Raw genomic sequence first — 21,720 nt, 5'->3', positions numbered from 1 at the left:
GTGCGTCCTCTCAGTTCCCGGTCCCTGCCGGGGCGGCTAGTTGTCCACTGGTGTCGACCGAATCGACCCAGCGGAGGTTTGTCGGTGATTCGATGGCGCGGGTGATGGCGTCCAGGGCTCGGGCCGCGTCGGCACCGTCGGTGGCGGCGTGATCGAAACTGAGGCTGAGGCCGATCGTGCGGCGGACTCCGATCTCTCCGTCGACAACGGCCACCTGGTCGCGGATCGCGCCGATACCGATGATGGCCAACTGCGGCGGATTGACGATCGGCGTGAAGTACTCGACACCCAACGGCCCCAGGCTCGTCACGGTGAACGTGGCACGTCCGACGTCTTCGGGGCGGAGTCGGCGGGCGCGGGCCGCGTCGGCGAGTCTGGCCAGTTCCGATCCGATCTCGGCGACCGACAGGCCCTGGGCGTTCCGGATGACCGGGACCACCAACGAGCCGTCGACGTCGACGGCCACGCCGAGATCGACACCGTCATGGAGGGAGATGACCTGCTCGGCAACCGTCCCGTTCACTCGGCTCGACGTCGTGCCTGCCACGATCGCCGCGAGCAGACCCGCGGTGAAACCCGGGGCCCGCGGGCCGACACGATCGCGCTCACGTTGCAGGGCTGCGTCGAGTTCCGTGAGATCGGCACCGCGATGCAGGGTGACCTGCGGTTTCGTCGTGACCGACTCGGTCATGTACCGCGCGGTAGCACGCCGGAACCGGTCGTACTTGACCTCGGTCACCCCGTCAGTCATCCTGCACCTTCGCGACGACCTGCCCCGGGACGACCTCGGTGCCCTCTTCGACGAGCAGTTCGGTGATCGTTCCGGCGACCGTGGATTCGAGCTCGGCGTTCGTCTTGTCCGTCTCGAGGTCGGCGATCGGCTCACCCTCGTCGACGTGGTCTCCGACGGCCTTGAGCCACGAGACCAGGGTCGCCTCTTCCATGGTGAGGCCCCACTGCGGGACCACGATGTCACTCATGATGCACTCCTGACTGGTTGTACCGTGCGTTCCGCCGCCCGGATGATCGCTTCGGGGTGCGGGAGGTACGCCGCCTCGAGGTGCGGCGCAAACGGCGACGGCGCGTAGGGCGCACCGAGTCGCTCGACCGGCGCTCGGAGGTCGACGAAACAGTCGTGGGCGACCGTCGCCGCGATCTCGGCTCCCACACCGAATTCCATGACCGCGTCGTGGACGACGAGCAGCCGCCCGGTCTTGCGGACCGAGGCGAACACAGCTTCCCGATCCCAGGGCGAGATCGTTCGCAGATCGATGACCTCGATGCTGAGGTGATCGGCCGCCTCGGCGGCCGCGAGCGACCTCGGCGCGGCGCCACCCCAGGTGACGAGCGTCAGATCGGTGCCCTCACGGCGTACCGCTGCCTGGCCGATCGGCACCACACCCTCGCCCTCGGAGATCTCGCCACGAGTGGACCACTCCGCCAGGCTCTCGATGACGTAGACCGGACCGTCGTCCCTGATCGCGGCCTTCAGCAGGCCCCGGGCGTCTGCCGGAGTCGAACCCCACACGACCTTCAGTCCGGGGACGTGAGCCAGCCACGCCTCGAGATTCTGCGAGTGCTGGGGGCCCGTCCGACGGCCGCTCGCGCACACCGATCGGATGACCATCGGTGCCGCGAAGTTCCCGACGGACATGTACGAGACCTTCGCCGCCTGGTTGACCACCTGGTCCATGGCGACGGTGACGAAGTCGAAGAACATGATCTCGATGACGGGCCGGTACCCGGCCATTGCGGCACCCAGTCCCGCGCCGACGATCGCCGCCTCGCTGATCGGTGTGTCACGGACCCGGTCGGCTCCGAAAGCGTCCAACAGTCCCTTGGTCGCGCCGAACGGCCCGCCAGGTGCGGCCACGTCCTCGCCGAGGACGATGATCTTCTCGTCGCGTTCCATCTCTTCACGCAGTGCGCGATTGATCGCCTGCCAGTATTTGACCGTCGTCATCGCGGATCTCCCGGGTAGACATGACGGTCGAGCCCATCGGCATCGCTGAGCGGCATCGCTTCGGCTTCTTCGGCGTCCGCGGCGACTGCGGCTGTCACTTCCGACTCGATCCGGTCGAGCTCGACGGTGGCCACACCGATGTGGTTCTCGAGCACGGTCCGCCAGGCGGTGATCGGGTCGCGCTCGGTCATCGCGTGCAATTCCTCTCGCAATCGGTACTTCTGGGGATCGCCTTCGAAGTGCCCCCGCCAGCGGGTGGTCTGGGCCTCGATGAGGGTCGGGCCTGCGCCGGCGCGAGCGCGGGCGACCGCGTCCTCGGCGGCCGTCAGCACCGCGGCCACGTCGTTGCCGTCCACCAGGCGAGTGGCGATGCCGTACACCGCCGCCAGTTCGACCACCTGGGTATTCGCCAGGTGCGTCGTCACCGGGGTCATCTCCGCGTAGCCGTTGTTCTCGCAGACGAAAAACGAGCGGGAGCTTCCACAGCGCTGCCATGTTGAGACACTCGTGCAGGACACCTTCGGCGACCGCGCCGTCACCGAAGAACGACACCGAGACCTGACCGTCGCCGCGTAGCTGCCCGGCGAGGGCGCCCCCCAGCGCCATCGGAATCCCGCCGGCCACGATGGCGTTGGCGCCCAGGATGCCGACGGTGCTGTCCGCGATGTGCATGGAACCCGACCGTCCGAGCGCGTACCCGCCCTCACGGCCGTAGAGCTCGGCCATCATCTTCAGGACGTGCCCGCCTTTGGCGATGCAGTGCCCGTGCCCCCGATGAGTGGTCGTTATGTAATCGTCGTCCGACAGAGCGGCGCAGACGCCCGCGGCAATCGCCTCCTGCCCGATCGACAGGTGGATGAATCCGGGCAGCTTGCCCGCGGCGAAAAGCTCGCCCGCCGCGGTCTCGAAAGCACGGATCGTCACCATCGTCGTGTACAACTCGAGCGCGCGACCGCGATCGATGTCCACGGCGTCGACGGCGTTGGTCGCTGTCATGCCGGCGTCTGCCCCTCCGCCAGCTGGATGACCGCGCGGCCGGGCGCACAGATCACGCCGTCCTGGTTGGTCTCCTGCAGTTCGACTGTCACCGACCGTCCGTCGATCTCGGTGATCCGTCCGGAGATCGTCAAGGTGTCGCCCGGGATGGCGAAATGTCGATTCTGCCAAGAGAATTGCTCCACCCGACCCCGGTCACCAAGCCAGCGGCGCACCGCGCTCAGCAGCCAGTTGCCGTGGAGATGACCCTGGACGAGCACACCCGGGTAACCCTCGGTGGCCGCATACGGCTCGTCGTAGTGGATTCGGTGCGGATTCCAGGTCACCGCGCTGAACCGGAACAGCGTGATGTGGGTGGGGTGCACCTCGAGCAGCGGGAGTTCGAGACCTACGGTGATGTCGGTCATGCCAGCGCCTCTCGACCGAGAAAGGTCTCTCGGCATTCGGTGAGCAGTCCGTCACTGTCGGAGTAGACCCGCTCCACCCGCAGCACGAGCAGGCGGCCACTCTTGGTGTCCTTCAGTTGCGCGTCGGCGAGTTTGACGTCGAGGGTCACCGAAGACCCGGGAGTGAGGTCGCGATGAAAGGTCAGATCCTGACCGCCGGCCATGAGACGTAGGCCGGCCACGTCGAATCCCGAAAACGGGTCCGCAGCGTTGCCGTCGGGCAGCAGATCGCTCTCGGCTGGGCCATCGCTCCAAGCGAGAACCGAGGAGAGGTAGAGCTGTCTCGACAGCCCTGTTGTGAGCCCGTCCAGGCTTCCGGACACCGCCACATCGAATCGTTGCAGGTCGAGCTCGCGGACGGTGCCGAGTTCTATCCGGGAAACCTCGCCGACGACCGCGCTCGCCGAGGCGAATACCTTCTCGATCAGCGTCGACGCGGTGACGCTCACGCCTTGCTCCCGTTGCCCGCGTCTCCGAGGAGACGTTGCGGATCGAGCAGGAGCTTGCCGAACACCTTGCGCTGCTCGAGCAGTGTCTGCGCGTCGGTGATCTCCTCCAGACCGAAGACCTGCTGGATGATCGGCGAGACGACTCCCCGTTCGGCCAGACCCATGATGGTCGTGAAGTCCGTCCGTGAACCCGCGTACGAGCCGATGAGCGTCTGCTCTTTGATGAAGAGATGCCAGAGGTTGATGCCGACCTCGAAACCCGAATGTCCGCCCGAGGTGACCAGGCGCCCACCACGAGCCATTGCGGTGAGACTGCCCTCCCAGGTACTGGCCCCGACATGCTCGAAGACCAGATCGGCCCCATGACCGCCGGTCAGCGCACGAACCTGTTTCGGCCAATCCGGGTCGAAGTGGTCGACCACGTGATGCGCGGGCAGCAGCTCCTTCGCCTTACGCACCTTTTCTGCGCCGCCGACCGTGGCGACGACTTGCGCGCCACTGAAGCGTGCGATCTGGACGGCCAGACTGCCGATCCCGGAGCCGGCGGCGATGACCAGCACGTTCTCTCCGGCGCGCAGCCGTGCGCGCGTGTGCATCATGTGCCACGTGGTCGGCCCGGTGACCGCCATGGCGGTCGCCTGCTCGTAGGTCAGCGAAGCCGGCAGCGCGACGATCTGGCGAGCGGGGGCTGCCACATACTCGGCGTAACCACCAGGTGTCTGCACGCCGAAGATGAGTCCGTGACGGCACATGTTGGTCTCGCCACGAAAGCACTGCGCACACTCGCCACAGGCCACAACCGGATCGACCACGACGGCGGTGCCCACCAGATGGCTGTCCGTCTCGTCACCGACCGCGACGACATCGCCGGCGACCTCGGTACCCGAGATGTGGGGCAGCGGAACAGCCTGCGGGGTCTGGCCGGTACGCGTCAGCAGGTCGACCTGGTTCAGGCCGCAACTGCGCACCTTGATGAGCACCTGTCCCGGCTCGCATTGCGGGACGGCGACATCGGTGTCGACGCGCAGTTCGAGTCCGTTCGTCCCCTCGTGCAGTCGCGCCGCTCTCATGGTGGTCGGGACCACCGCCAGCTTGGTGTCGTCGACGACGGTCATCACTTTCCTCCGAGCTTGTCGAGGTAGTTCTTCTTCTTGGTCTTGAATTCGTCGGACTGGAACGCAAGCCCGTTGGCGATGGCTTCCACCTGCATCTGCTCGCGCAGATTCGAGGTGTGGCCCAGCCGTATGACGGTCTTGAGCATGCGGACCGCATCCGGGCTCATCGTCGTGACCGTGGAGACGAAATCGGCCACGGCTGCCGCGGACGCCTCGGCGTCCGCGTGGACCTCGTTGACCAGACCCCAGTCCAGGGCCTCCTCGGCCGACACCCGATAGCCGGTGAGTGCCATGTGCAGCGCACGGGACGGATTCGACACCCGCTGCACAAGCCACGACAAACCGAAATCCTGGACGACGTCGAGCGCTCCCGGAACCATCCAGATCTTGACCCCCGGCACCGCGAAGCGCAGGTCGCAGGCCATCGCGAGTCCGAGGCCGCCACCGCCACAGGCATGTCCGTTCAGAACGGCCAGCGTAGGCATCGGCAGTTCGTAGATCGCCTCGATCACACGATGCTGTGCATCCAGAAGTCGCTTGCCCGAGTAGATCGACGGGTCGTCGACGTGCTCCATGAAGAACGGGGTGTCCAGGTCGACCCCGGCCGAGAAGAGTCGTCCTCGCCCGGTGAGGACCATGGCGTTCGCATCCGAACGTGCCACCTCGTCCAGAGCCGAGACCAACTCGTCGAGCATCTCCGGGTTGAGCGCGTTCAACCGTTCCGGCCGATCGAGGGTGACCCGGATGACTCCCTGGTCACGCTCGACGCTGATGGTGTTGTACGTCGTCATCTATCTTCGATCCTTCCCGACCGTCCAGTCGGTCGCCTATCGATGGTAGCGAGTGCTCCCAGTCGGGTCAAGCCGCCGACCGATTTCAGATCAGGGCCTCGTAGCGCCGAAATCCACTGCGCAGAAGCTGCTTTCGCTCCCTAGCGGATCGATGCCCCCGCGTCGATGGACAGTCGCGTGCCTGTCACGTAGCGGGACTCATCGGACGCGAGGTAGAGCACGCCGTACGCGACATCGATCGGATCGAGCCACCAGACGGGCATGATGTTCATCTTCGACACCGCCTCGCCGAACTCTTCCCTGGTCGGCAGTCGGTCGAGGTCGGGCCGAACCGACCGCTGCAGCGGGTAGTTCAGCCGGATGATGTCGGCGTCCACCGATGTGGGATGCACGGTATTGACGCGAATTCCGTACTCTGCGACCTCCTTGGCGAGCGAATTGCCCAGCGCCACCTCACCGGCCTTGGCGGCGGCATAAGCGGAAACGTGGGGCTCGGGCTTGATCCCCGCGACGGAGCTGATCATGATGATCGAGCCCCTGGTACCGTCCTCGATCATCCGGGGGATGACCGGCTTGATGGTTCGCCACACACCGGTCAGCATGATGTCGATCTGCGCGTTCCAGGCGTCCTCGGTGATCTCCCACATCTTCGGTCCCGGATTAGAGATGCCGGCGTTGGCGATCACGACGTCGATCCTGCCGAATTCCTCGTAAGCACGACGCACTGCCTCGTCCATCGCGTCACCGTCGCGAACGTCGGCCTCGATCATGAGGGCGCGTCGACCTTCGGCCTCGACGAGCCTCTGCGTCTCCGCGAGCTCGTCGCGGCTCGCCATCGGGTACGGCATACCCACCACGTCGTCGCAGATGTCGGTGCCGATGATGTCAGCACCCTCGCTTGCCAGCAGCCGCGCGAACTCACGGCCCTGCCCTCGGGCAGCTCCAGTGATGAACACGACCTTGTTGTCGACGCGCCCCATGTCGGCGTCCTTCCTCTTGCGGTGACATGTCAACGCCCGGAGCGCTGACATCGGGAGATGACGTTCGGCGGTGGCGACCGGAAGTCGCCACCGCCGAACGGTTCCGGTCAATGTGCGATATCGAGCACGCCGCGGATGTTCTTGCCCGCGATCAGGTCGTCGTACCCTTCGTTGACCTTCTCGAGCGGGTACCGGTTGGTGATCAGCTCATCGAGCCGCAGGTGTCCGTCCTGGTACAGCTTGAGCAGCTGCGGGATCGTGTAGTGCGGACTTCCGGTCCCGAAAAGACTTCCCACGAGCCGCTTCTCGTAGAGAACCGTGTCAAGCATCGGCAGCGAGAGCTGCGTTGCCGGATTCGACACCGAAGTCAGAACCACGGTGCCGCGCTTGCCGATGATGTTGAACGCCTCGGTCACGATCTGTGTCGTCCCCACACTGATCGTGATGATCGCCGACTGCGCACCGTGGCCCCAGGTCTCGGCCATGACGAAATCCTGGGCTTCCTCGGCCGTCGCGAACGCATGCGTCGCACCGAGCTTGAGGGCCGTGTCGCGCTTGAACTCGACCGGATCGACCGCGACCACCATGCGGGCACCGGCGAATGCCGCACCCTGGACCGCGTTGATGCCGATGCCACCGGCACCGAACACGACCACCACGTCGCCGGGGCGGGTGTCGGCGGCGTTGACCGCCGATCCCCAACCCGTCGGGACACCGCAGGCCAGAATGGCGACCACATCGAGCGGGACACTCTCGTCCACGACCACCACACCGGCCTCGGGGATGACGTTCCACTGAGAGAAGCTCCCGAGCAGGTCCACGCCGCCCATACCCTGACCGCGAGCATGTGCGCGCTGGGTTCCATCCAGCATGGTGCTGGTCATCATGTATGCACCGTTGACACACATGTTGTGCTGACCGCGCAGGCAGTAGATGCACTGATTGCACTGCGGCATCCACGAACTGATGAAGCGATCACCGGGTTTGACGCGTGTCACGCCGGGCCCGACTTCCTCGACCACACCGGAGCCTTCGTGTCCACCGATGATCGGGGGCGTGACCGGAAGGTCTCCGTGACGGGTATGCTCGTCGGAGTGGCAGAGGCCGGCATGCTCCCACCTGACCAGTACCTCGCCTTCCTTGGGCGGATCGAGCTCGACTTCCTCGATCTCGAAATTGCCGGTGCTGCTCCACATGATTGCGGCTAGCGACTTCATTACGACTGTCCTTTCGTCTATCTGTTCTGTCTTGGTTCTGCGTGTACCGAGCCCGAGTCAGGCAACGGTCCATCCGCCGTCGATGACCAGCGTCTGACCCGTGATGAAGTTCCCCGCCGGGCCGAGTAGGTAGACAGCCATGTCCCCGATGTCCTCTGGGATTCCGAGTTCTCCTGTCGGAGCACCCTTCTTGGCCTCGGCGATGAGTTCGGGCGTGACCGTCTGGAGGATGGGCGTGTCGATCACTCCCGGCGCGATCGCATTCACCCGGATACCTCGGTCCGCGAATTCGACGGCCACCTGCCGGGTCAGCGCGTTGACCCCACCTTTCGCAGCAGCATACGAAACGACGTGCGGCATACCGAGGACACCGGCCACCGCGGACACGTTCACGATTCGTCCGAACCCGGCCTCGAGCATGTGCGGTACCACCGCCTGCATGCCGAGGAACGGGCCCTTCAGATCCACGTCCATCACGCGGTCCCAACCACGTTCGTCCTGCGTCAGCAGCGAATCCGGGTTCAACACGATGCCGGCGACGTTGACCAGGCCATCCACACTGCCCCGGTCCCCGATCACCGCCTCCACCAGTGACTTCCACGCCGAGGAACTGGTGACGTCGAGTTCGCGGGCCTGCGCCGAACCACCTGCCGCGGCGATCGCTTCCGCCGTCGCCTCATGGCCTTTGATGTCGGTGACGATCACCGTCGCACCGGCGGATGCGGCAACCTGGGCAACGGTCTTGCCGATTCCGGATCCGGCACCGGTGACGATGACGGTCTTATCGACGAGCGCATCTGCTGCATGCGGTTGACGTCGGATGGTCGATGACATTGCGAATACTCTCCTTGCGCTGGTGATCAGGTGAACTGACTCGACGACGTCACGGCAGCTGGTAGCTGGCGTTCCATCGGTCGAGGTAGGGCTGCAGGGCATCTTGCATCGCAACCGGGCCGTTCTGTGATCCCGGCGGGAGCTGCTCGAAACGGATGGCCGACATGTCGAAGGCGCCATCCGCCGCGTTGGGGTCGAGGTCCTGACCCTCCACGAAGTGCTTCAGAAGCTGGTCGAAGGCGATCAGCGGGCTGTCGATCAGGTTGCCATCGGTGAGCGCGGGGATCATCGACGGGTTCTCACGCATCAGCTTGACATTCACCGGGTCGGCCTCGAAGGGATAGACCTTGATGTCCCGGCCGGATGCCTTGACGGCCGCAACCACCGGCGCGGTCCAGATGTCGTACACCGGCACGATCGCCTTCAGATTCGGATTCTGCGCGATCAACGAGTTGGCATTGCCGAGCGCGTCATTGAATGCGAAACCAGTGTCGACCGTACCGACGACCTCGATGTTCGCATCCTTGAGCGGCCCCTCGATACCGTCGGATCGTATTGTGCCGCTGATGAGTTGAGTGGAGTTGAGGATGCCCACCTGGTCGCCGGGAGCCAGATCGTCGACGATCGCCTGGGCGAGCGGGGCCGTCAGGTCGGCTTCCTTCTTGCCGTAGTAGACAATGCCGAGTTCTTCGTTCAGTGAGCCGTCCACCTCGGACCCGATCATCACGATGGGGACGTCCTTGGCGGCCGCGCGGGTCAGTCCGGCGCGCGCATTGGACGGATTCACCGAGGACATGATGATGGCGTCGACACCCTGGTTCGCCAAGGTGACCGCGCCGGCAGCAGCCTTGCTCGGATCGCCGGCGGTGTCCACCGTCTTGATCTCCCAGCCGAGTTCTTCGGCTGCGGCAGTCGCGGTCTGGTAGAGACGCTGCTGAAACTCGCCGGCCAGAGTCGAATCGAGCCATCCGATCGTGATGGGTTCGACGACTCCGTCCGTGCCGCCACTGGAGGCGTCGCCCCCGCTGCTGCATGCGCCAACGGCCAGCGCAACGCACGCACTGATGGCGACGGCCACGCCGCGGCCCTTGAAACTTCGCATGGTGTTCTCCTTCGGGGTCTGATGCCCGCGTGGTGCATCAGTGATCTGTCGAATGCGATCGCGTCCCGGACACCGACCTGTCCCGACCTCGGTTGGGACGAATTTCGCCTCGCCCGACCGGACGGTCGGTACTTTGCGCTAGCATGGTGGTCTCGGTTGCTTCTGCGCCCTTGATGTAACCACGATCACACCTCGGTGGTCAATATGTTCGCCATTTGCAAGAGAATTCCGGTAGTTGACGCCAGTATGTTGGACGCCTACGCTGCCATGTGAGATGCGTTACACCCGCTCTCGAGTGTGATCGAGGCTGTCGCCGATGACAACGGCGACCGCGCGTTCCAGAGCGGCCGGGCGCCTCGCCCCGCCGCGTCACCAGCAGCACCCTCCCCCTGCCGACGAGTCCACCGTGTGATCGACACACCGATGACATCGGACCGAACCCGGCACTCACACCTCGGCGGTTGCCGAGCGATTCACCTCGTAGGAGACAGAGATGACGGCCCAGCAGTCCACGACCGATACCCACAACACGATCCGCAGCTTCTCCCAGATCCTGATCGGCGGGAAGTTCGTCGACCCTTCGACATCAGACGTGATCTCCGTGGTCTCGCCGGTCACCGAACAGGAGGTCGCGACCGTGCCCGCCGCTGCGCCTGCCGATGTCGACGCCGCGGTTGCCGCGGCGCGCAAGGCCTTCGACGAGGGTCCGTGGCCGCGGATGACGCCGGCAGAACGCGCCGAGGCGCTACTCCGCGTGCGGGATGAGCTCGCCAAGCGCATTCCCGAACTCGTCGATGCGTTCTCCGCCGAGTTGGGCGCTCCCCGTGGGCTGAGCGAGGGTTTCCACAACATGGCGCTTCGAATCTGGGAAGACGCCGCATCGCTCCATGAGCGCGTCGACATGGAGGAGCCGCGCGAATGGGACGGCACCACAGGCACACTGGTGAAGGAGCCCGTCGGGGTCGTGGGCGTGATCGTGCCCTGGAACGGGCCCGTCCCGACCGCGAGCCTGAAATTCACCCCGGCACTTGCGGCCGGCTGCACCGTGGTGGTGAAGGGAGCCGAGGAGGCGCCGGTCGGCACCCACATCCTGGCCGAGGCAGTCGCCGCCGCCGAACTCCCCGAAGGCGTCGTGAGCATCATGTCGGGCGGCCGCGACACCGGACGGCATCTGGTGGCGCATCGCGATGTCGACGCCGTCTCCTTCACCGGCAGCACAACGGCCGGACGCGAGGTCATGGCGAGTGCGGCGGCCCGGATTGCCCGCGTCACACTGGAACTGGGCGGAAAATCCGCCGGTATCGTCGCCGATGACATCGCCATCGACAGGGTCGTGCCGCAACTCGTGGGTGCAGGCGTCGGCCACACCGGACAGGTGTGCGCCGCCATCACCCGCGTCCTCGTGCCGCGAGCGCGCCAGGACGAGATCGTCGAGGCGATGGCCGCGGAGTTCCGGAACTTCACGGTCGGTGGACCCGAAGATCCGAACAGCACCCTCGGACCGGTGATCTCGGAGCGCCAGCGAGACCGAGTCGAGGACTACATCCGCATCGGTATCGATGAGGGCGCCCGCCTGGTGACCGGTGGTGGCCGCCCGGCCGACCGCGACCGCGGTTGGTTCGTCCAGCCGACCCTCTTCGCAGACGTGCGCAACGACATGCGGATTGCGCAGGAAGAGATCTTCGGCCCCGTCATCTGTGTCATCCCGTTCGACTCGATCGACGAGGCGGTGGCGATCGCCAATGATTCCGAATACGGACTGTCCGGCGCAGTCTTCGCAGAGGACGACGAGCTGGCCCAGCAGATCGCCCGTCGCATCCGGACCGGACAGGTGGGCATCAACGGGTGGGACATGTGCGTGCTGCACAACTTCGGCGGGTTCAAGCAGTCGGGACTCGGCCGTGAAGGCGGACTCGACGGCATGTCCGAGTTCCTCGAGACCAAGCTGATCCAGAAGCTCGGCTGAACTTCTCCAATCCCTCCTCGGGACGACAGAACAGTGAAAGTAATGACTACATCAATCGAACGTGCCGACACGGATTCCGCACGAAACGAGCAGCCCGGCAAGCCCGGTGTCATGCGCCTCCTGCACAAGTACCCCTGGGTTCCAGGACTCGTCCTGGCGGTGTTGCTGGTCGCCTTCTTCAGCTGGCAGCTGCCCGACACCTATCCCACCTGGGAAAACCTGCGGTCGGTCATCGACCAGCAGGTCGGCCTGTTGGTACTTGCTCTCGGCGTGACGATCGTCCTGCTCATCGGCGAGTTCGACCTGTCGTTCTCATCGACGATCGGGCTCTCCGGCGCCGTCGGCATCCTGAGCATGACGGCCATGGGTTGGCCCACCGGGGTCGCCATCTTGGCGGCGATCGCGGTCGGCGTGATCGTCGGCCTGCTGAACGGTCTCGCCGTCACCTACGGACGGGCTCCCGCCTTCATCGCAACGCTGGCCATCGGATTCATCGCCACCGGCGTCGAACGATTGCTCACCGACGACAAGACCATCTCAGAGGGTGTCACCTCGACGTACACGGATCTGACGCTCGAGCGAACTCTCGGCTTCCCGTTGTCGACCTGGCTCGCACTGGCGCTCGTCGTCGTCGTCGGTGTCGCACTGGGCTACACCACCTATGGACGTCGGGTTCGTGCGACCGGAATGAACCGCACGGCAGTGCGTCTCGCCGGCATCTCGGTTCCGACCGTCCGGATCTCCGCCTTCGTGATACTCGGTCTGTTCGCGGGCATCGTGGGTGTGTTCTTGACGTCCCAGGGCGGTTCGTCCTTCCCGAACAGCGGCACCGGTCTGCTGCTGCCGCCGTACGCCGCGGTCTTCCTCGGCGCGGCTCTGGTGGGTCGCGGCCGGTTCTCGGTCCTTGCGACGGTGTACGGCGTGTTCTTCATCGCCGCACTGGAAACCGGTCTGGTCATGATGAACAAGCCCGGTGCGGTGATCCAGTTGATCGAGGGCGGCGTCCTCATCGCGGCGGTCATCCTGGCACGACAGGAACAGAAGGTATGAGTACCGCACTGATCGAGCTCCGCGGCGTCACCAAGACCTACGGCGACAGCACAGTTCTCGACTCCGTCGACCTCGCCCTGCGTCCCGGCGTCGTGCACGGGCTGATCGGGCGGAACGGTGCGGGCAAGAGCACACTCGTCGGTGTGCTGACCGGGAGGCACGCCCCGGATGCCGGCCAGATCGTGCTCGACGGCGAACCGGTCACCTTCTCCTCGCCAGGTCAGGCGACCTCCCACGGGGTCGTCGCGGTCCCGCAAGAGATCATCCTGCCCATGCAGATGACCGTTCGTGAGGCGGTGACCCTCGGTGCGGAGCCCCACCGCGGTGGCCTCATCGGCCGGGGTCGCGAGCGAAGCGAGGTGCACAAGATCGTGACCGGCCTCGGCCTCGATCTCGACCTCGAGTCGCCGGTGGGCTCGCTCCCGGTGTCGTGGCAGAAGATCGTGCTGGTCGCGCAGCTGCTCTACCGCAAGTCCCGGATCATCGCGTTCGACGAACCGACCTCGGCAATGAACCCCGACGACGCCGAGCGAGTGGCGCAGCTGGTGGAGGATCTGCGTGACCACGGTGTCGCGGTGCTCTACATCAGCCACCGCCTCGAAGAGGTCGAGCGCCTCTGTGACGAGGTGACCGTCCTACGAGACGGGAAGAAGATCCAGACGCTGACCGGCACCGAGACGGAGAGTTCGAACCTGGTCCGGATCATGATGCGTGACGACGAGAAGGCTTTGCAGGCCGCGCCGCCTATGGCCGACGTCAGCGAAGTGACGGTGTCCGACATCGGCGACCATCTCGTCGCCCACGGCACCTCTCGTGGGATTCTGACCGAGTTCGACCTCGACGTCGCGCCCGGCGAGCTCGTGGGGGTGGCCGGCCTTCCAGGTTCCGGTGTCGAAGAAGTGTTCGCGATCCTCTCCGGCGCCTCCCGGCCGGATTCGGGGTCGGTACGTCTGGGTCCGCGGGTCATCCGCTCGGTGCGGTCCGCGACCAGGATGGGTGTGTCGACGCTACCAGCGTCGCGTCGCGACGTCCTTCTCGCCGAGGAGAGCGTGCCCAGCAACATGGTGCTGTCCGCATTGTCCGAGGGGTCGTGGAAATCGTTCCTCACCACCGGCGGGGTGGCCCGTTTCTGTCGGACCATCGCCGACAGTCTCGGATTGGCCCCGGTGTATCAACGCCAGATCGGACAGCTGTCGGGAGGCAATCAGCAACGAGCTCTGGTCGGCGGGAGGCTTCTCGGCAAACCTCACTTCCTCGTCCTCGAGGACCCCACCGTGGGCGTTGACATCTCGGCCCGTCAGGAACTTCACGACGTCCTTCGGTCGCTCACCGCCGAAGGAATGGGGTTGGTCGTCGGTTCGTCCGATCCTCGAGAACTCGCGCTGCTCTGCTCGCGGGTCGTGGTGATCCGACGAGGCCGGGTCGTGGAGGAGCTGGCAGGCGCGCGACTCACCGAATACTCACTCACAGAATCGATGACCGGGGCGACCCGGAGCAGCACCGCGACAGCCATCGGCTGACGCACGTTCTCGTCGGCAAACCGGCCGGACCAGCGATGGTTCGGTCGGTTTTGCAGAAACACTCCCGACCGGCCGTTGCTATGCTCGGACCACTCGGCCACGCAGTCGTGGACCCGGCCTAGACCGGTGCCCCGGCTTCATTCCGGTTCCACATGACACGAGGATCCATGAGCGCACAACCACACATCCAACCGGATGACCACGACCTACAGCCCGCATTAGGAGCACGGCTGAAAGCGATCAGAACGGAGAAGGGCCTTCCACTCGCAGGAGTGGCACGCGCAACGGGGATTTCGCGGTCGTTCCTGTCGCTGGTGGAATCAGGCGCGAACGAGATCTCGGTCAGTCGACTCATGCGGCTTCTTCGCCACTACGAAGTACACATCAGCGAACTGATCGCAGATATCAGCGAGGGCGACTACGACCTCATTCGTCGCGACGAGCTCCGTGAACTTCCGTCTCCTGCGGAGGATTTGAGCATCTACCTGCTGTCGCGCGACGAACGTCGGTCGATGTTGCCGATGATCGTCGAGATGCGCCCCGGTGGCGGGCACACAGACGTGGGACGGCATCCAGGCGAAGAGTGCATCCATGTTCTCGCCGGCACGGTACATCTCGTCCTCGAACCCGATTCCGAGGTGATCGAGCTCTTCGAGGGCGACACCGCGTGGTACTCGGGAGAACGTGGGCACACCGTCGTCAATGGTGGCGACACCACGGCGCGTATCTTCGCCGTCGTCTCGCCGCCCAATTTCTGATCGTTGCCCCGCAATAGACCGATGCCGTTTGGCAGCTGACCGCCGGACCCCACGCGGCGACTTGTCCGAACGTCGGAGGCGACGCCAGAGCGCTATCCCGCCCGTCTCCTCAACGCGGCCTCGTCCGTGTGGCGCCGCCACCAGGAGTCCGGGGTCTGAAACGGATATGCACGCGTGAGGGTGTCGACTTCCCATGATGTGCATTGTGATTCGCGGACGTAGTGCCACAACTTCTCGACAAATCTCGCCCGCGTGACGCCGAACCCGAGGAAGATGTCCTCGGATGACGGCCCTCCGAACGGTGCCCATGCCAACGCGAACGCGATGAGGTGCTTGGCGTCGTTGTCCGCAGTGTGCGCGGAAGCCGGTCCGAAGCGGGTCGGTTTCGAAGCGCCTGCTGTCATGTGGACTCACTCCTCTGCGAACTCATCGTCTGATGGGCGATCATTCAACCGACCAGTCGGTCGGTACTGCTGTTCACTCTAACGCAACGTCGTCGCCAGATTCAAGACCTATCAGGCGAGCGGAGCGCTCGTCACCGAACGCGGACCGCGACGCGGCCGACATTCCGACCCGTGGTCACCGCACGCAGCGCCGCCGGCACCTCGGTGAACGGAAACTCCTCACCGACGAGTGGCCTTATTGTCGAATCAGTCACGCAGGCGGACAGATTCGCGTACTCGCCGCTCACGATGTCCGGCCGGCGATCCCGATACAGGCCCCAGTGCAGCCCCACCACCGAATAGTTCTTGACCATCAGGAGATCGGCGCGCACCGGGGGGATCTCGCCACTGGCGAATCCGACGATGACAATCCGGCCGGCAAAGCCGACGACTCGCTCGGAGACCGTGTGAGACCGCCCGCCGACCGGGTCCACGACGACGTCGACGCTACCTCCAGCGGCCGCCTTGACGGCGGCGACGAGATCTCCACCGTCCCGGACCAGGACATCAGAGCAACCGGCAGCGGTCGCCGCGGGGACCTTGTCCGGGCTCCCGACGACCCCGATGACGCGGGCACCCGCTGCCGCGGCGATCTGCACTGCGGCCAGGCCGACCCCTCCAGCGGCAGCATGGACCAGCACGACATCCCCGCTCCGGGTACCTCCGCGAACGTGGACCGCGAACCACGCCGTCTGATAAGCGACCGTGAAACAGGCTGCCTCTACGGCAGAGTAGTCGGCCGGCGGGACGAAGTAGCTGCCCGCGTCGAGAACGGCATACTCACCGAAGGCTCCACTCATGTGTGCCCCGAGTCCGGCAACCCGATCGCCTCGCACCACGGGACTGTCGGGCCCGGCGGCGACTACGGTACCGCTGAGCTCCATGCCGGCGACCGCCGGGAGTGGCGGGCTCGACTGGTAGGTGCCTCCGATGATCAGCGCATCGGCGAAGTTGACCGCCGCAGACTCGACGGCAACGAGGATCTGGTCCGCCCTGGGTCGCGGGACGGCACAATCGTCGACCAACCGGAGGACGGCATCGGGTTCTCCGTGGTCGGCGAACACCCACGCTCGCATTACGGCCGGCACCTCACCGGTCCGAGCGTCACCCTCGAACGCTACGGCCGGCGATATTCGGTTCACATTCACGACGTCAGAACGATCGGCCGAGACCGAAGGATTCGGCAATCACGTTCCGACCCATCTCATTGGTGATCGGACCGATCCGGTAGAGCCGGACGTCGCGCCAGTACCGCTGCATGTCGGTCTCCTGTGCGTAGCCCATACCACCCAGGATCTGGATTCCCAGGTCTGCGGCCTGAGTCGCGTACTCCGAGGCGATGACCTTGGCCATGGTTGCGGCCGAACCGATCTCACGTCCCGACTGTTGCAGCCAGGCGGCGTAGTAGATCGCCAGTTCACTCTGGCGCTGCCACATCGCCATGTCCGCGACGTAGTGTTGCAACGATTGGAAACGCCCGATCGGCCGGCCGAAGGCCTCGCGGGTCTTCATGTATTCCACCGCATCCTCGAGGACTCCGTCCAAGACTCCCAGACATAGGGAGGCCACGATGATCCGTTCGTTGTTGAGACTGGTGAGGATGCCCTGCCAGCCGGCATTCACCTCGCCCAACACGTTTGCATCCGGAACGAAAACGTCGTCGAGGAACACTTCGCACGACCCCACGGCCCGCATACCGAGCTTGGGGATCTGACGGATCTCGAGGCCCTTCGCGGGGTTGGGGACGAGGAACAGCGTCATCGCCCGACTCGCTCGTTCCGCCCCGGTGTCCGTCTTGGCGAGCAAGAGCAGGTAGTCCGAGACGTGGGCCGCGGTAGACCAGATCTTCTGTCCCCGGATCTGCCAGCCGCCCTCGACCTTCTTGCCGGTCGTCCGCATCTGGCCGAGCAGATCGGTGCCTCCGGACGGCTCGGTCACCGCAATGGCGATCTTGATCTCACCCGCCGCCAGCTTGGGCAGGAGCTCGGCCTTGATCTCCTCCGAACCCGACTCGGCCACCGATCGAGCACAAAACGAGGACAGCCCCCAGGTCCAGACAAGGCCACCCAGGGTGCGGGAGAGTTCCCTGCCGATGATGACCTGTGAGATCACATCCGACCCGGAGCCGCCGTACTCTTCGGGCAGTCCGACAGCGTGCAGACCCTGTTCGGACATCAGATCCCAGAGCTCGTCCGGGTACTCGTGCTCCTTGGCTTCCCATTCCCTTGCGGTTGCCTTCGGCAGCTTTTTCTCGACCCAATTGTGCAGGTGGTCGCGGAACTCACTCTGTTCCGGGGACAGCGAGAAGTCCATCTTCGTTCCTCATCTCGGGCATGTGGTCGACGAACACGGCGTCGATCCGTCGATCTCCGGTCGCGGAAGTCGCCCAACCGACCGGTCGGGCGACTCCAGTTAAACCCCGAAGCCCGTGGCGAGTCAAGGCGTCTGGACCTGGAGATCGCGCCACGAGCGGCGCAACACGGATAACGCACGAATCGACATGGAGACATGTCCCTGAGCGGTCTCGAGACCCGCAGCGATCGTCTGCCGTCGCCAGGTACGCCTGGCTGCCATCAGACGCAGCTGACGATCTGCGCGCAACCCGATCCCGCCCTCCTGGGCAGACCGCGACTCGAGCAGATCAGGGAGGCGTCGGATTCACGCCGAGAGTACGTCGATCCGCGTCGGACCGGGCGTCAGCGCTCCGCCCATGAACACCGACCACACCTGTCGTGCGACCTCTTCGGCGGTCTGCGGCCCACCCGGGCGGTACCACTGGTAGCCCCAGTTGCACATCCCGAAGAATGCCATCGTCGCCAGCGTCGAGTCTTCCAAGGCGAATTCGCCGCTGGCATTGCCCCGCTCGATTGCGGTACGCACGCCATCGAAGTACTTGTCACGTTTCTTGTTGCTGCGCGACCTGGCACGACTGTCCAGGTCGCGATGATGCTCGAAATACACTCGAAGGTAACCCGGGCGCTGATCGAGCAGCGTGAAGATGTCCACCGCCACCAGGCGAAGAATGTCCGCCGGCGGCAGGTTTTCCTTGAGGTACCGCTCCAAAGGGGGAAGGATCGCCCGCACACACTCGTCATGAATCCAGGCCACGATGGCCGCCTTGTTCTGAACGTGGTGATACAGAGTGGGTTTCTTGATCCCGACCGCCTGCGCGATGTCGTCCATCGAGGTTTCGTGGAAACCGTTCTCGTTGAACAGGCGCGCGGCCACCTCGGTGATCTGGGACTGACGCCCTGTGGCTACTGGCGACGTGGGCATCGATCCCGCTCCTTCCCGTTGGCGCGTGGACAGGTCCATCGTCCACAATCAGTCACACACTACCGCATGGTCGGTCGACCGGCGGGCGTCTCAGATCCCGCCACTGTCGGTCGACGACGCCCGGCCATCGTTGCGGCGGCGGCAGTCCTCACGAGCCGAACGCCCCTCGGAAGAACACCATTGGTCGGTGTCCACCGTCGACCCGCTCGACGTCGATGACACGACCGATGACGACATCATGGTCGCCGGCAGTCGTCACGGAGTCGATATCCGCGTGTACGCGCATGAGTACATCAGAGAGCACGGGCACACCCCACCCCGACAGCTCCCACTGCGCGCCGTCGAACTTTTTCCCTTGACTCGAGCCGAAACTTTGGCACACCTCACGCTGATGGTCCGCGAGAACATTGACGCAGAACCGTCCCGCCTCCCGAATCCGCGGCCATGAGCGACTGCGGTGATCCACACAGAACAGCACCATGGGGGGATCCAGGGACACCGACGCGAACGATTGGCAGACGAAACCGACGGGGCCGCCAGAGTCATGGGCCGTCACGACCGTGACTCCAGTCGCGAATTCCGCCATCGCGAAACGAAACTCAGTCGGCTCGATGCCTTTACCGTCATGTTGTCCATGGACTGTGATCGTCATACATCGGACGATATGAGTGCGTGATGCCCATCGGAGCCGGACTTTCCGCTGAACGGCCGATTCATCCCACAATCGCCGACCACCAAGCGCCGCCGACGCACGCCCACCGAGTTGTCCCACTGACCGGAATCCACCCGGTGACGATTCTATACGGGCGCTATGGCTGCCAGCCGGTCAGAGTTCGCGGCCGGCGCCGACCGCGTCAGACGTCCGCCTGTCGGTCCGCCAGCAATCACAGTCTGTCAGGATCAGACGAACAGCAGTCCTTATCTCGCGTTTCCCCTCCGCCAGCGGGAGTTTGCTGTCGACGACCGAGAACAGAACGCCCCACCATGCGTACTGCAACAGCTTCACTCGGGACTGATCCTCGACGGTCGGATCGACAACACCCAACGCGCGAAGGATACGATCCCGCAACGGCATCTGCTGCATCGACACCTCACCGACGCTCGCGCCCACGTACCCCGCAGACGCGGATTGCACCATCGCCGCTGCGAGCTTGGGCCGCGCGGCGAGTCGTTCGGTGAGGTACTCGAGGTGCTCTGCGACATCTTCGAGCGGGGTCCCGGCCGTCGCCATGTCCTCCCAGTCCGCCGCGAAGGAACGTAGTTCCGAATCCAGCACCGCTGCGTAGAGCTGCGGCTTGGTCGGGAAGTACCGGTAGAGAGTCGCTATGGCGACACCGGCCTCTCGCGCGATCTCGGTGGTTTGTACGGCCTCGAACCCATCACGGTCACCGAGGGTCGCCGCCGCCGCGAGTATTTTCTCGCGGCGCAACATCTGACCCTGATTCGCAGGCTCCGCTGCGACTTTGTCAGGGTCTGGCGGTCTACCCACCACACTCCCTTCATCGGCCTCACCGCCGATCGTGGCGCGGCTGGCGTCTCATCTTAATTCCACGCACCCGCTCGGACGTCGTCCGCGGCCATCGTCCGCCTCAGCCGTCCGCCTCAGCGAAGACTACTTGTCGCGCGGCTGAAAGCGCAGCCCGCGGCACTGGTGACCGCGGCGGCAGTGTCGCAGCACCAAGTCGAGCTTTCCAGTGGCGCACATCACTGTTACAGTGCAGAACTAGAAAACTTTTCAGTTAGGAACGAGGTGTGATCGTGACGGTGTTAGCCCCGCCGCCCGTGAAGGACCAGCCGACCATCCCGTCGTCGATGGTCGAACGAATGACGCTGATCATGGATTGCTTCGACTGCCCGCAGAGCCAACTCCATCTCGAGTCTGTCGTCCAGACCACCGGCCTGCCGCGCTCGACAGCTCACCGAATTCTCGAGCAGCTGGTGCGAATGACGTGGCTCGATCGAAATGCCGATTTGTACAGTCTCGGGCCGCGTTCACTCGGCCTCGGCGGGCGAGAGATCGGGCACAGCGCGCTTCGCGCGGCCGCGGCGCCGGTTCTTCATGACATCGCCGTGCGGACCGATCTTGTCGTCCACCTCGGTGTCCTCGATGGCAACGCGGTCTATTACCTCGACAAGCTCGGCGGGCGTAGAGCCGTCGAGATACCGTCGCGAGTAGGCGGGCGTGCGCCGGCGCATGCGACCGCCCTGGGCAAGGCGATGCTCGCGTGGCTCGAACCGGAACACGTCGACGATCGGTTCCACACGCTCTCGGCTCGCACGCCGCAGACGGTGTCGAGTCTCGGCGCACTCCATCAGAACCTCAATCACATCCGGCGCAACCACGGCCTCTCGTTCGAACGTGGGGAGTGCTTCCCCAACATCGCGTGTGCCGGAATTGCGCTTCGCGGGCCGGCCGGTCCGCTCGGAGCCATCTCGATTGTCGGCGCCGCACATGACAACCTGCTGCACAAACACGCCCGCCTGCTCGTCGAAGCGGCACACAAGATCACCCAGGAACTGGTTCCCGCTGATCCGAACTCGAAGCCGTTTCGTCGCGCCCAATCCGTGCCCGCGCCGCCGACGCGAAAGCCGTCCTGGAATGCCGAATCGATCGCCGGCCTTCTCCCGCTGAGCAGAAATCAAGATTGGCTCTGACGGAAAGCCGACAGACCAGCCCGTTCGAGGTGGCCTGCCGATCGCGATGCTGGTGTACCGCAACTCCTGAGTCGGTACACCGGCATCGCGATTGTCGTCGACGCGGGTGGCCGCTCATCGGATACCGCGCTCTCGCCCACGCAGCGACGCCAGGCGCAC

General features: G+C 65.0%; 22 protein-coding genes and 1 pseudogene. 5 read left to right on the top strand and 18 right to left on the bottom strand.

Annotation, left to right across the window (positions count from 1 at the left end):
• Positions 1-10: 10 nt before the first annotated feature.
• From ACFVHY_RS01215 to ACFVHY_RS01155, 13 genes and pseudogenes are all read right to left on the bottom strand, one after another.
• Positions 11-751: a 2-oxo acid dehydrogenase subunit E2 gene (locus tag ACFVHY_RS01215; RefSeq protein ID WP_390267277.1), complete on the bottom strand. Its 741-nt coding sequence runs from the start codon at positions 749-751 to the stop codon at positions 11-13.
• Positions 744-980, bottom strand: a complete 237-nt coding sequence (locus ACFVHY_RS01210; protein WP_390267274.1) for a lipoyl domain-containing protein — start codon at positions 978-980, stop codon at positions 744-746. Before ACFVHY_RS01210 ends, ACFVHY_RS01215 begins: the two co-directional genes overlap by 8 nt.
• Entirely contained in the window at positions 977-1,963 is a 987-nt protein-coding gene (locus tag ACFVHY_RS01205) for an alpha-ketoacid dehydrogenase subunit beta (protein WP_390268774.1), read from the bottom strand. Before ACFVHY_RS01205 ends, ACFVHY_RS01210 begins: the two co-directional genes overlap by 4 nt.
• Positions 1,960-2,388 (bottom strand): thiamine pyrophosphate-dependent enzyme, encoded by a 429-nt coding sequence (locus tag ACFVHY_RS01200; protein WP_390268771.1) that lies wholly within the window; start codon positions 2,386-2,388, stop codon positions 1,960-1,962. Before ACFVHY_RS01200 ends, ACFVHY_RS01205 begins: the two co-directional genes overlap by 4 nt.
• 100 nt (positions 2,389-2,488) lie before the next feature.
• Positions 2,489-2,890: pseudogene (locus ACFVHY_RS01195) on the bottom strand (thiamine pyrophosphate-dependent enzyme); the annotation flags it as partial.
• A gap of 65 nt (positions 2,891-2,955) precedes the next feature.
• Complete coding sequence (locus tag ACFVHY_RS01190) at positions 2,956-3,366, bottom strand: acyl dehydratase (protein ID WP_390267272.1); 411 nt, start codon at positions 3,364-3,366, stop codon at positions 2,956-2,958.
• Positions 3,363-3,854: a MaoC family dehydratase N-terminal domain-containing protein gene (locus tag ACFVHY_RS01185; RefSeq protein WP_390267269.1), complete on the bottom strand. Its 492-nt coding sequence runs from the start codon at positions 3,852-3,854 to the stop codon at positions 3,363-3,365. The genes ACFVHY_RS01190 and ACFVHY_RS01185 overlap by 4 nt, the downstream gene beginning before the upstream one ends.
• Positions 3,851-4,969, bottom strand: a complete 1,119-nt coding sequence (locus ACFVHY_RS01180; protein WP_390267266.1) for a zinc-binding dehydrogenase — start codon at positions 4,967-4,969, stop codon at positions 3,851-3,853. The genes ACFVHY_RS01185 and ACFVHY_RS01180 overlap by 4 nt, the downstream gene beginning before the upstream one ends.
• Positions 4,969-5,760, bottom strand: a complete 792-nt coding sequence (locus ACFVHY_RS01175; protein ID WP_390267263.1) for an enoyl-CoA hydratase/isomerase family protein — start codon at positions 5,758-5,760, stop codon at positions 4,969-4,971. Before ACFVHY_RS01175 ends, ACFVHY_RS01180 begins: the two co-directional genes overlap by 1 nt.
• A gap of 140 nt (positions 5,761-5,900) precedes the next feature.
• Positions 5,901-6,740 carry a mycofactocin-coupled SDR family oxidoreductase gene (locus ACFVHY_RS01170; RefSeq protein ID WP_390267260.1) on the bottom strand — a complete coding sequence of 280 codons (840 nt, stop codon included), beginning with the start codon at positions 6,738-6,740 and terminating at the stop codon, positions 5,901-5,903.
• A gap of 107 nt (positions 6,741-6,847) precedes the next feature.
• Positions 6,848-7,957, bottom strand: a complete 1,110-nt coding sequence (locus tag ACFVHY_RS01165; RefSeq protein WP_390267257.1) for an NDMA-dependent alcohol dehydrogenase — start codon at positions 7,955-7,957, stop codon at positions 6,848-6,850.
• A gap of 57 nt (positions 7,958-8,014) precedes the next feature.
• Positions 8,015-8,791: an SDR family NAD(P)-dependent oxidoreductase gene (locus ACFVHY_RS01160; RefSeq protein ID WP_390267255.1), complete on the bottom strand. Its 777-nt coding sequence runs from the start codon at positions 8,789-8,791 to the stop codon at positions 8,015-8,017.
• Between the two features lie 49 nt (positions 8,792-8,840).
• Positions 8,841-9,893: a sugar ABC transporter substrate-binding protein gene (locus ACFVHY_RS01155; RefSeq protein WP_390267252.1), complete on the bottom strand. Its 1,053-nt coding sequence runs from the start codon at positions 9,891-9,893 to the stop codon at positions 8,841-8,843.
• A gap of 493 nt (positions 9,894-10,386) precedes the next feature.
• Between ACFVHY_RS01155 and ACFVHY_RS01150 the strand changes: the two genes are divergently transcribed.
• The 4 genes from ACFVHY_RS01150 (at position 10,387) to ACFVHY_RS01135 (ending at position 15,187) form a co-directional block, all read left to right on the top strand.
• A complete protein-coding gene (locus ACFVHY_RS01150) occupies positions 10,387-11,859 on the top strand; it encodes an aldehyde dehydrogenase family protein (protein WP_390267249.1) in 1,473 nt (490 codons plus the stop codon).
• A 42-nt stretch (positions 11,860-11,901) separates the two neighbouring features.
• Positions 11,902-12,909 (top strand): ABC transporter permease, encoded by a 1,008-nt coding sequence (locus ACFVHY_RS01145; protein WP_390267246.1) that lies wholly within the window; start codon positions 11,902-11,904, stop codon positions 12,907-12,909.
• A complete protein-coding gene (locus tag ACFVHY_RS01140; RefSeq protein WP_390267243.1) occupies positions 12,906-14,429 on the top strand; it encodes an ATP-binding cassette domain-containing protein in 1,524 nt (507 codons plus the stop codon). Before ACFVHY_RS01145 ends, ACFVHY_RS01140 begins: the two co-directional genes overlap by 4 nt.
• Positions 14,430-14,581: 152 nt before the next feature.
• Positions 14,582-15,187, top strand: coding sequence for a helix-turn-helix domain-containing protein (locus ACFVHY_RS01135; protein WP_390267240.1), 606 nt, complete (start codon positions 14,582-14,584; stop codon positions 15,185-15,187).
• A gap of 535 nt (positions 15,188-15,722) precedes the next feature.
• On the opposite strand, the gene ACFVHY_RS01130 is transcribed toward ACFVHY_RS01135, so the two are convergent.
• From ACFVHY_RS01130 to ACFVHY_RS01110, 5 genes are all read right to left on the bottom strand, one after another.
• Positions 15,723-16,706, bottom strand: a complete 984-nt coding sequence (locus tag ACFVHY_RS01130) for a zinc-binding dehydrogenase (protein ID WP_390267238.1) — start codon at positions 16,704-16,706, stop codon at positions 15,723-15,725.
• A 76-nt stretch (positions 16,707-16,782) separates the two neighbouring features.
• A complete protein-coding gene (locus ACFVHY_RS01125) occupies positions 16,783-17,943 on the bottom strand; it encodes an acyl-CoA dehydrogenase family protein (protein WP_390267235.1) in 1,161 nt (386 codons plus the stop codon).
• Between the two features lie 345 nt (positions 17,944-18,288).
• On the bottom strand, positions 18,289-18,906 hold the full coding sequence (locus ACFVHY_RS01120; RefSeq protein WP_390267232.1) for a TetR/AcrR family transcriptional regulator: 618 nt from the start codon (positions 18,904-18,906) through the stop codon (positions 18,289-18,291).
• Positions 18,907-19,054: 148 nt separating this feature from the next.
• A complete protein-coding gene (locus ACFVHY_RS01115; protein WP_390267229.1) occupies positions 19,055-19,558 on the bottom strand; it encodes a flavin reductase family protein in 504 nt (167 codons plus the stop codon).
• Positions 19,559-19,732: 174 nt separating this feature from the next.
• Positions 19,733-20,338 carry a TetR/AcrR family transcriptional regulator gene (locus ACFVHY_RS01110; protein WP_390267226.1) on the bottom strand — a complete coding sequence of 202 codons (606 nt, stop codon included), beginning with the start codon at positions 20,336-20,338 and terminating at the stop codon, positions 19,733-19,735.
• Positions 20,339-20,664: 326 nt separating this feature from the next.
• Between ACFVHY_RS01110 and ACFVHY_RS01105 the strand changes: the two genes are divergently transcribed.
• The gene (locus ACFVHY_RS01105; protein ID WP_390267223.1) at positions 20,665-21,561 is read left to right on the top strand and encodes an IclR family transcriptional regulator; all 897 of its coding nucleotides are present in this window, start codon (positions 20,665-20,667) and stop codon (positions 21,559-21,561) included.
• The last annotated feature ends 159 nt before the right edge of the window (positions 21,562-21,720 follow it).

This window comes from Gordonia sp. NPDC127522 (assembly GCF_042672305.1).
Classification (GTDB): domain Bacteria; phylum Actinomycetota; class Actinomycetes; order Mycobacteriales; family Mycobacteriaceae; genus Gordonia; species Gordonia hongkongensis.
This window is presented reverse-complemented; position numbering and strand designations above follow the sequence as displayed.

What these genes read in the sequence shown, in the direction of transcription:
- ACFVHY_RS01215 (WP_390267277.1), bottom strand. Translation starts at nt 751, where the DNA reads ATGACTGACGGGGTGACCGAGGTCAAGTACGACCGGTTCCGGCGTGCT.
- ACFVHY_RS01210 (WP_390267274.1), bottom strand. Translation starts at nt 980, where the DNA reads ATGAGTGACATCGTGGTCCCGCAGTGGGGCCTCACCATGGAAGAGGCG.
- ACFVHY_RS01205 (WP_390268774.1), bottom strand. Translation starts at nt 1,963, where the DNA reads ATGACGACGGTCAAATACTGGCAGGCGATCAATCGCGCACTGCGTGAA.
- ACFVHY_RS01190 (WP_390267272.1), bottom strand. Translation starts at nt 3,366, where the DNA reads ATGACCGACATCACCGTAGGTCTCGAACTCCCGCTGCTCGAGGTGCAC.
- ACFVHY_RS01180 (WP_390267266.1), bottom strand. Translation starts at nt 4,969, where the DNA reads ATGACCGTCGTCGACGACACCAAGCTGGCGGTGGTCCCGACCACCATG.
- ACFVHY_RS01175 (WP_390267263.1), bottom strand. Translation starts at nt 5,760, where the DNA reads ATGACGACGTACAACACCATCAGCGTCGAGCGTGACCAGGGAGTCATC.
- ACFVHY_RS01170 (WP_390267260.1), bottom strand. Translation starts at nt 6,740, where the DNA reads ATGGGGCGCGTCGACAACAAGGTCGTGTTCATCACTGGAGCTGCCCGA.
- ACFVHY_RS01165 (WP_390267257.1), bottom strand. Translation starts at nt 7,957, where the DNA reads ATGAAGTCGCTAGCCGCAATCATGTGGAGCAGCACCGGCAATTTCGAG.
- ACFVHY_RS01160 (WP_390267255.1), bottom strand. Translation starts at nt 8,791, where the DNA reads ATGTCATCGACCATCCGACGTCAACCGCATGCAGCAGATGCGCTCGTC.
- ACFVHY_RS01155 (WP_390267252.1), bottom strand. Translation starts at nt 9,893, where the DNA reads ATGCGAAGTTTCAAGGGCCGCGGCGTGGCCGTCGCCATCAGTGCGTGC.
- ACFVHY_RS01150 (WP_390267249.1), top strand. Translation starts at nt 10,387, where the DNA reads ATGACGGCCCAGCAGTCCACGACCGATACCCACAACACGATCCGCAGC.
- ACFVHY_RS01145 (WP_390267246.1), top strand. Translation starts at nt 11,902, where the DNA reads ATGACTACATCAATCGAACGTGCCGACACGGATTCCGCACGAAACGAG.
- ACFVHY_RS01140 (WP_390267243.1), top strand. Translation starts at nt 12,906, where the DNA reads ATGAGTACCGCACTGATCGAGCTCCGCGGCGTCACCAAGACCTACGGC.
- ACFVHY_RS01135 (WP_390267240.1), top strand. Translation starts at nt 14,582, where the DNA reads ATGACACGAGGATCCATGAGCGCACAACCACACATCCAACCGGATGAC.
- ACFVHY_RS01130 (WP_390267238.1), bottom strand. Translation starts at nt 16,706, where the DNA reads ATGCGAGCGTGGGTGTTCGCCGACCACGGAGAACCCGATGCCGTCCTC.
- ACFVHY_RS01125 (WP_390267235.1), bottom strand. Translation starts at nt 17,943, where the DNA reads ATGGACTTCTCGCTGTCCCCGGAACAGAGTGAGTTCCGCGACCACCTG.
- ACFVHY_RS01120 (WP_390267232.1), bottom strand. Translation starts at nt 18,906, where the DNA reads ATGCCCACGTCGCCAGTAGCCACAGGGCGTCAGTCCCAGATCACCGAG.
- ACFVHY_RS01115 (WP_390267229.1), bottom strand. Translation starts at nt 19,558, where the DNA reads ATGACGATCACAGTCCATGGACAACATGACGGTAAAGGCATCGAGCCG.
- ACFVHY_RS01110 (WP_390267226.1), bottom strand. Translation starts at nt 20,338, where the DNA reads ATGTTGCGCCGCGAGAAAATACTCGCGGCGGCGGCGACCCTCGGTGAC.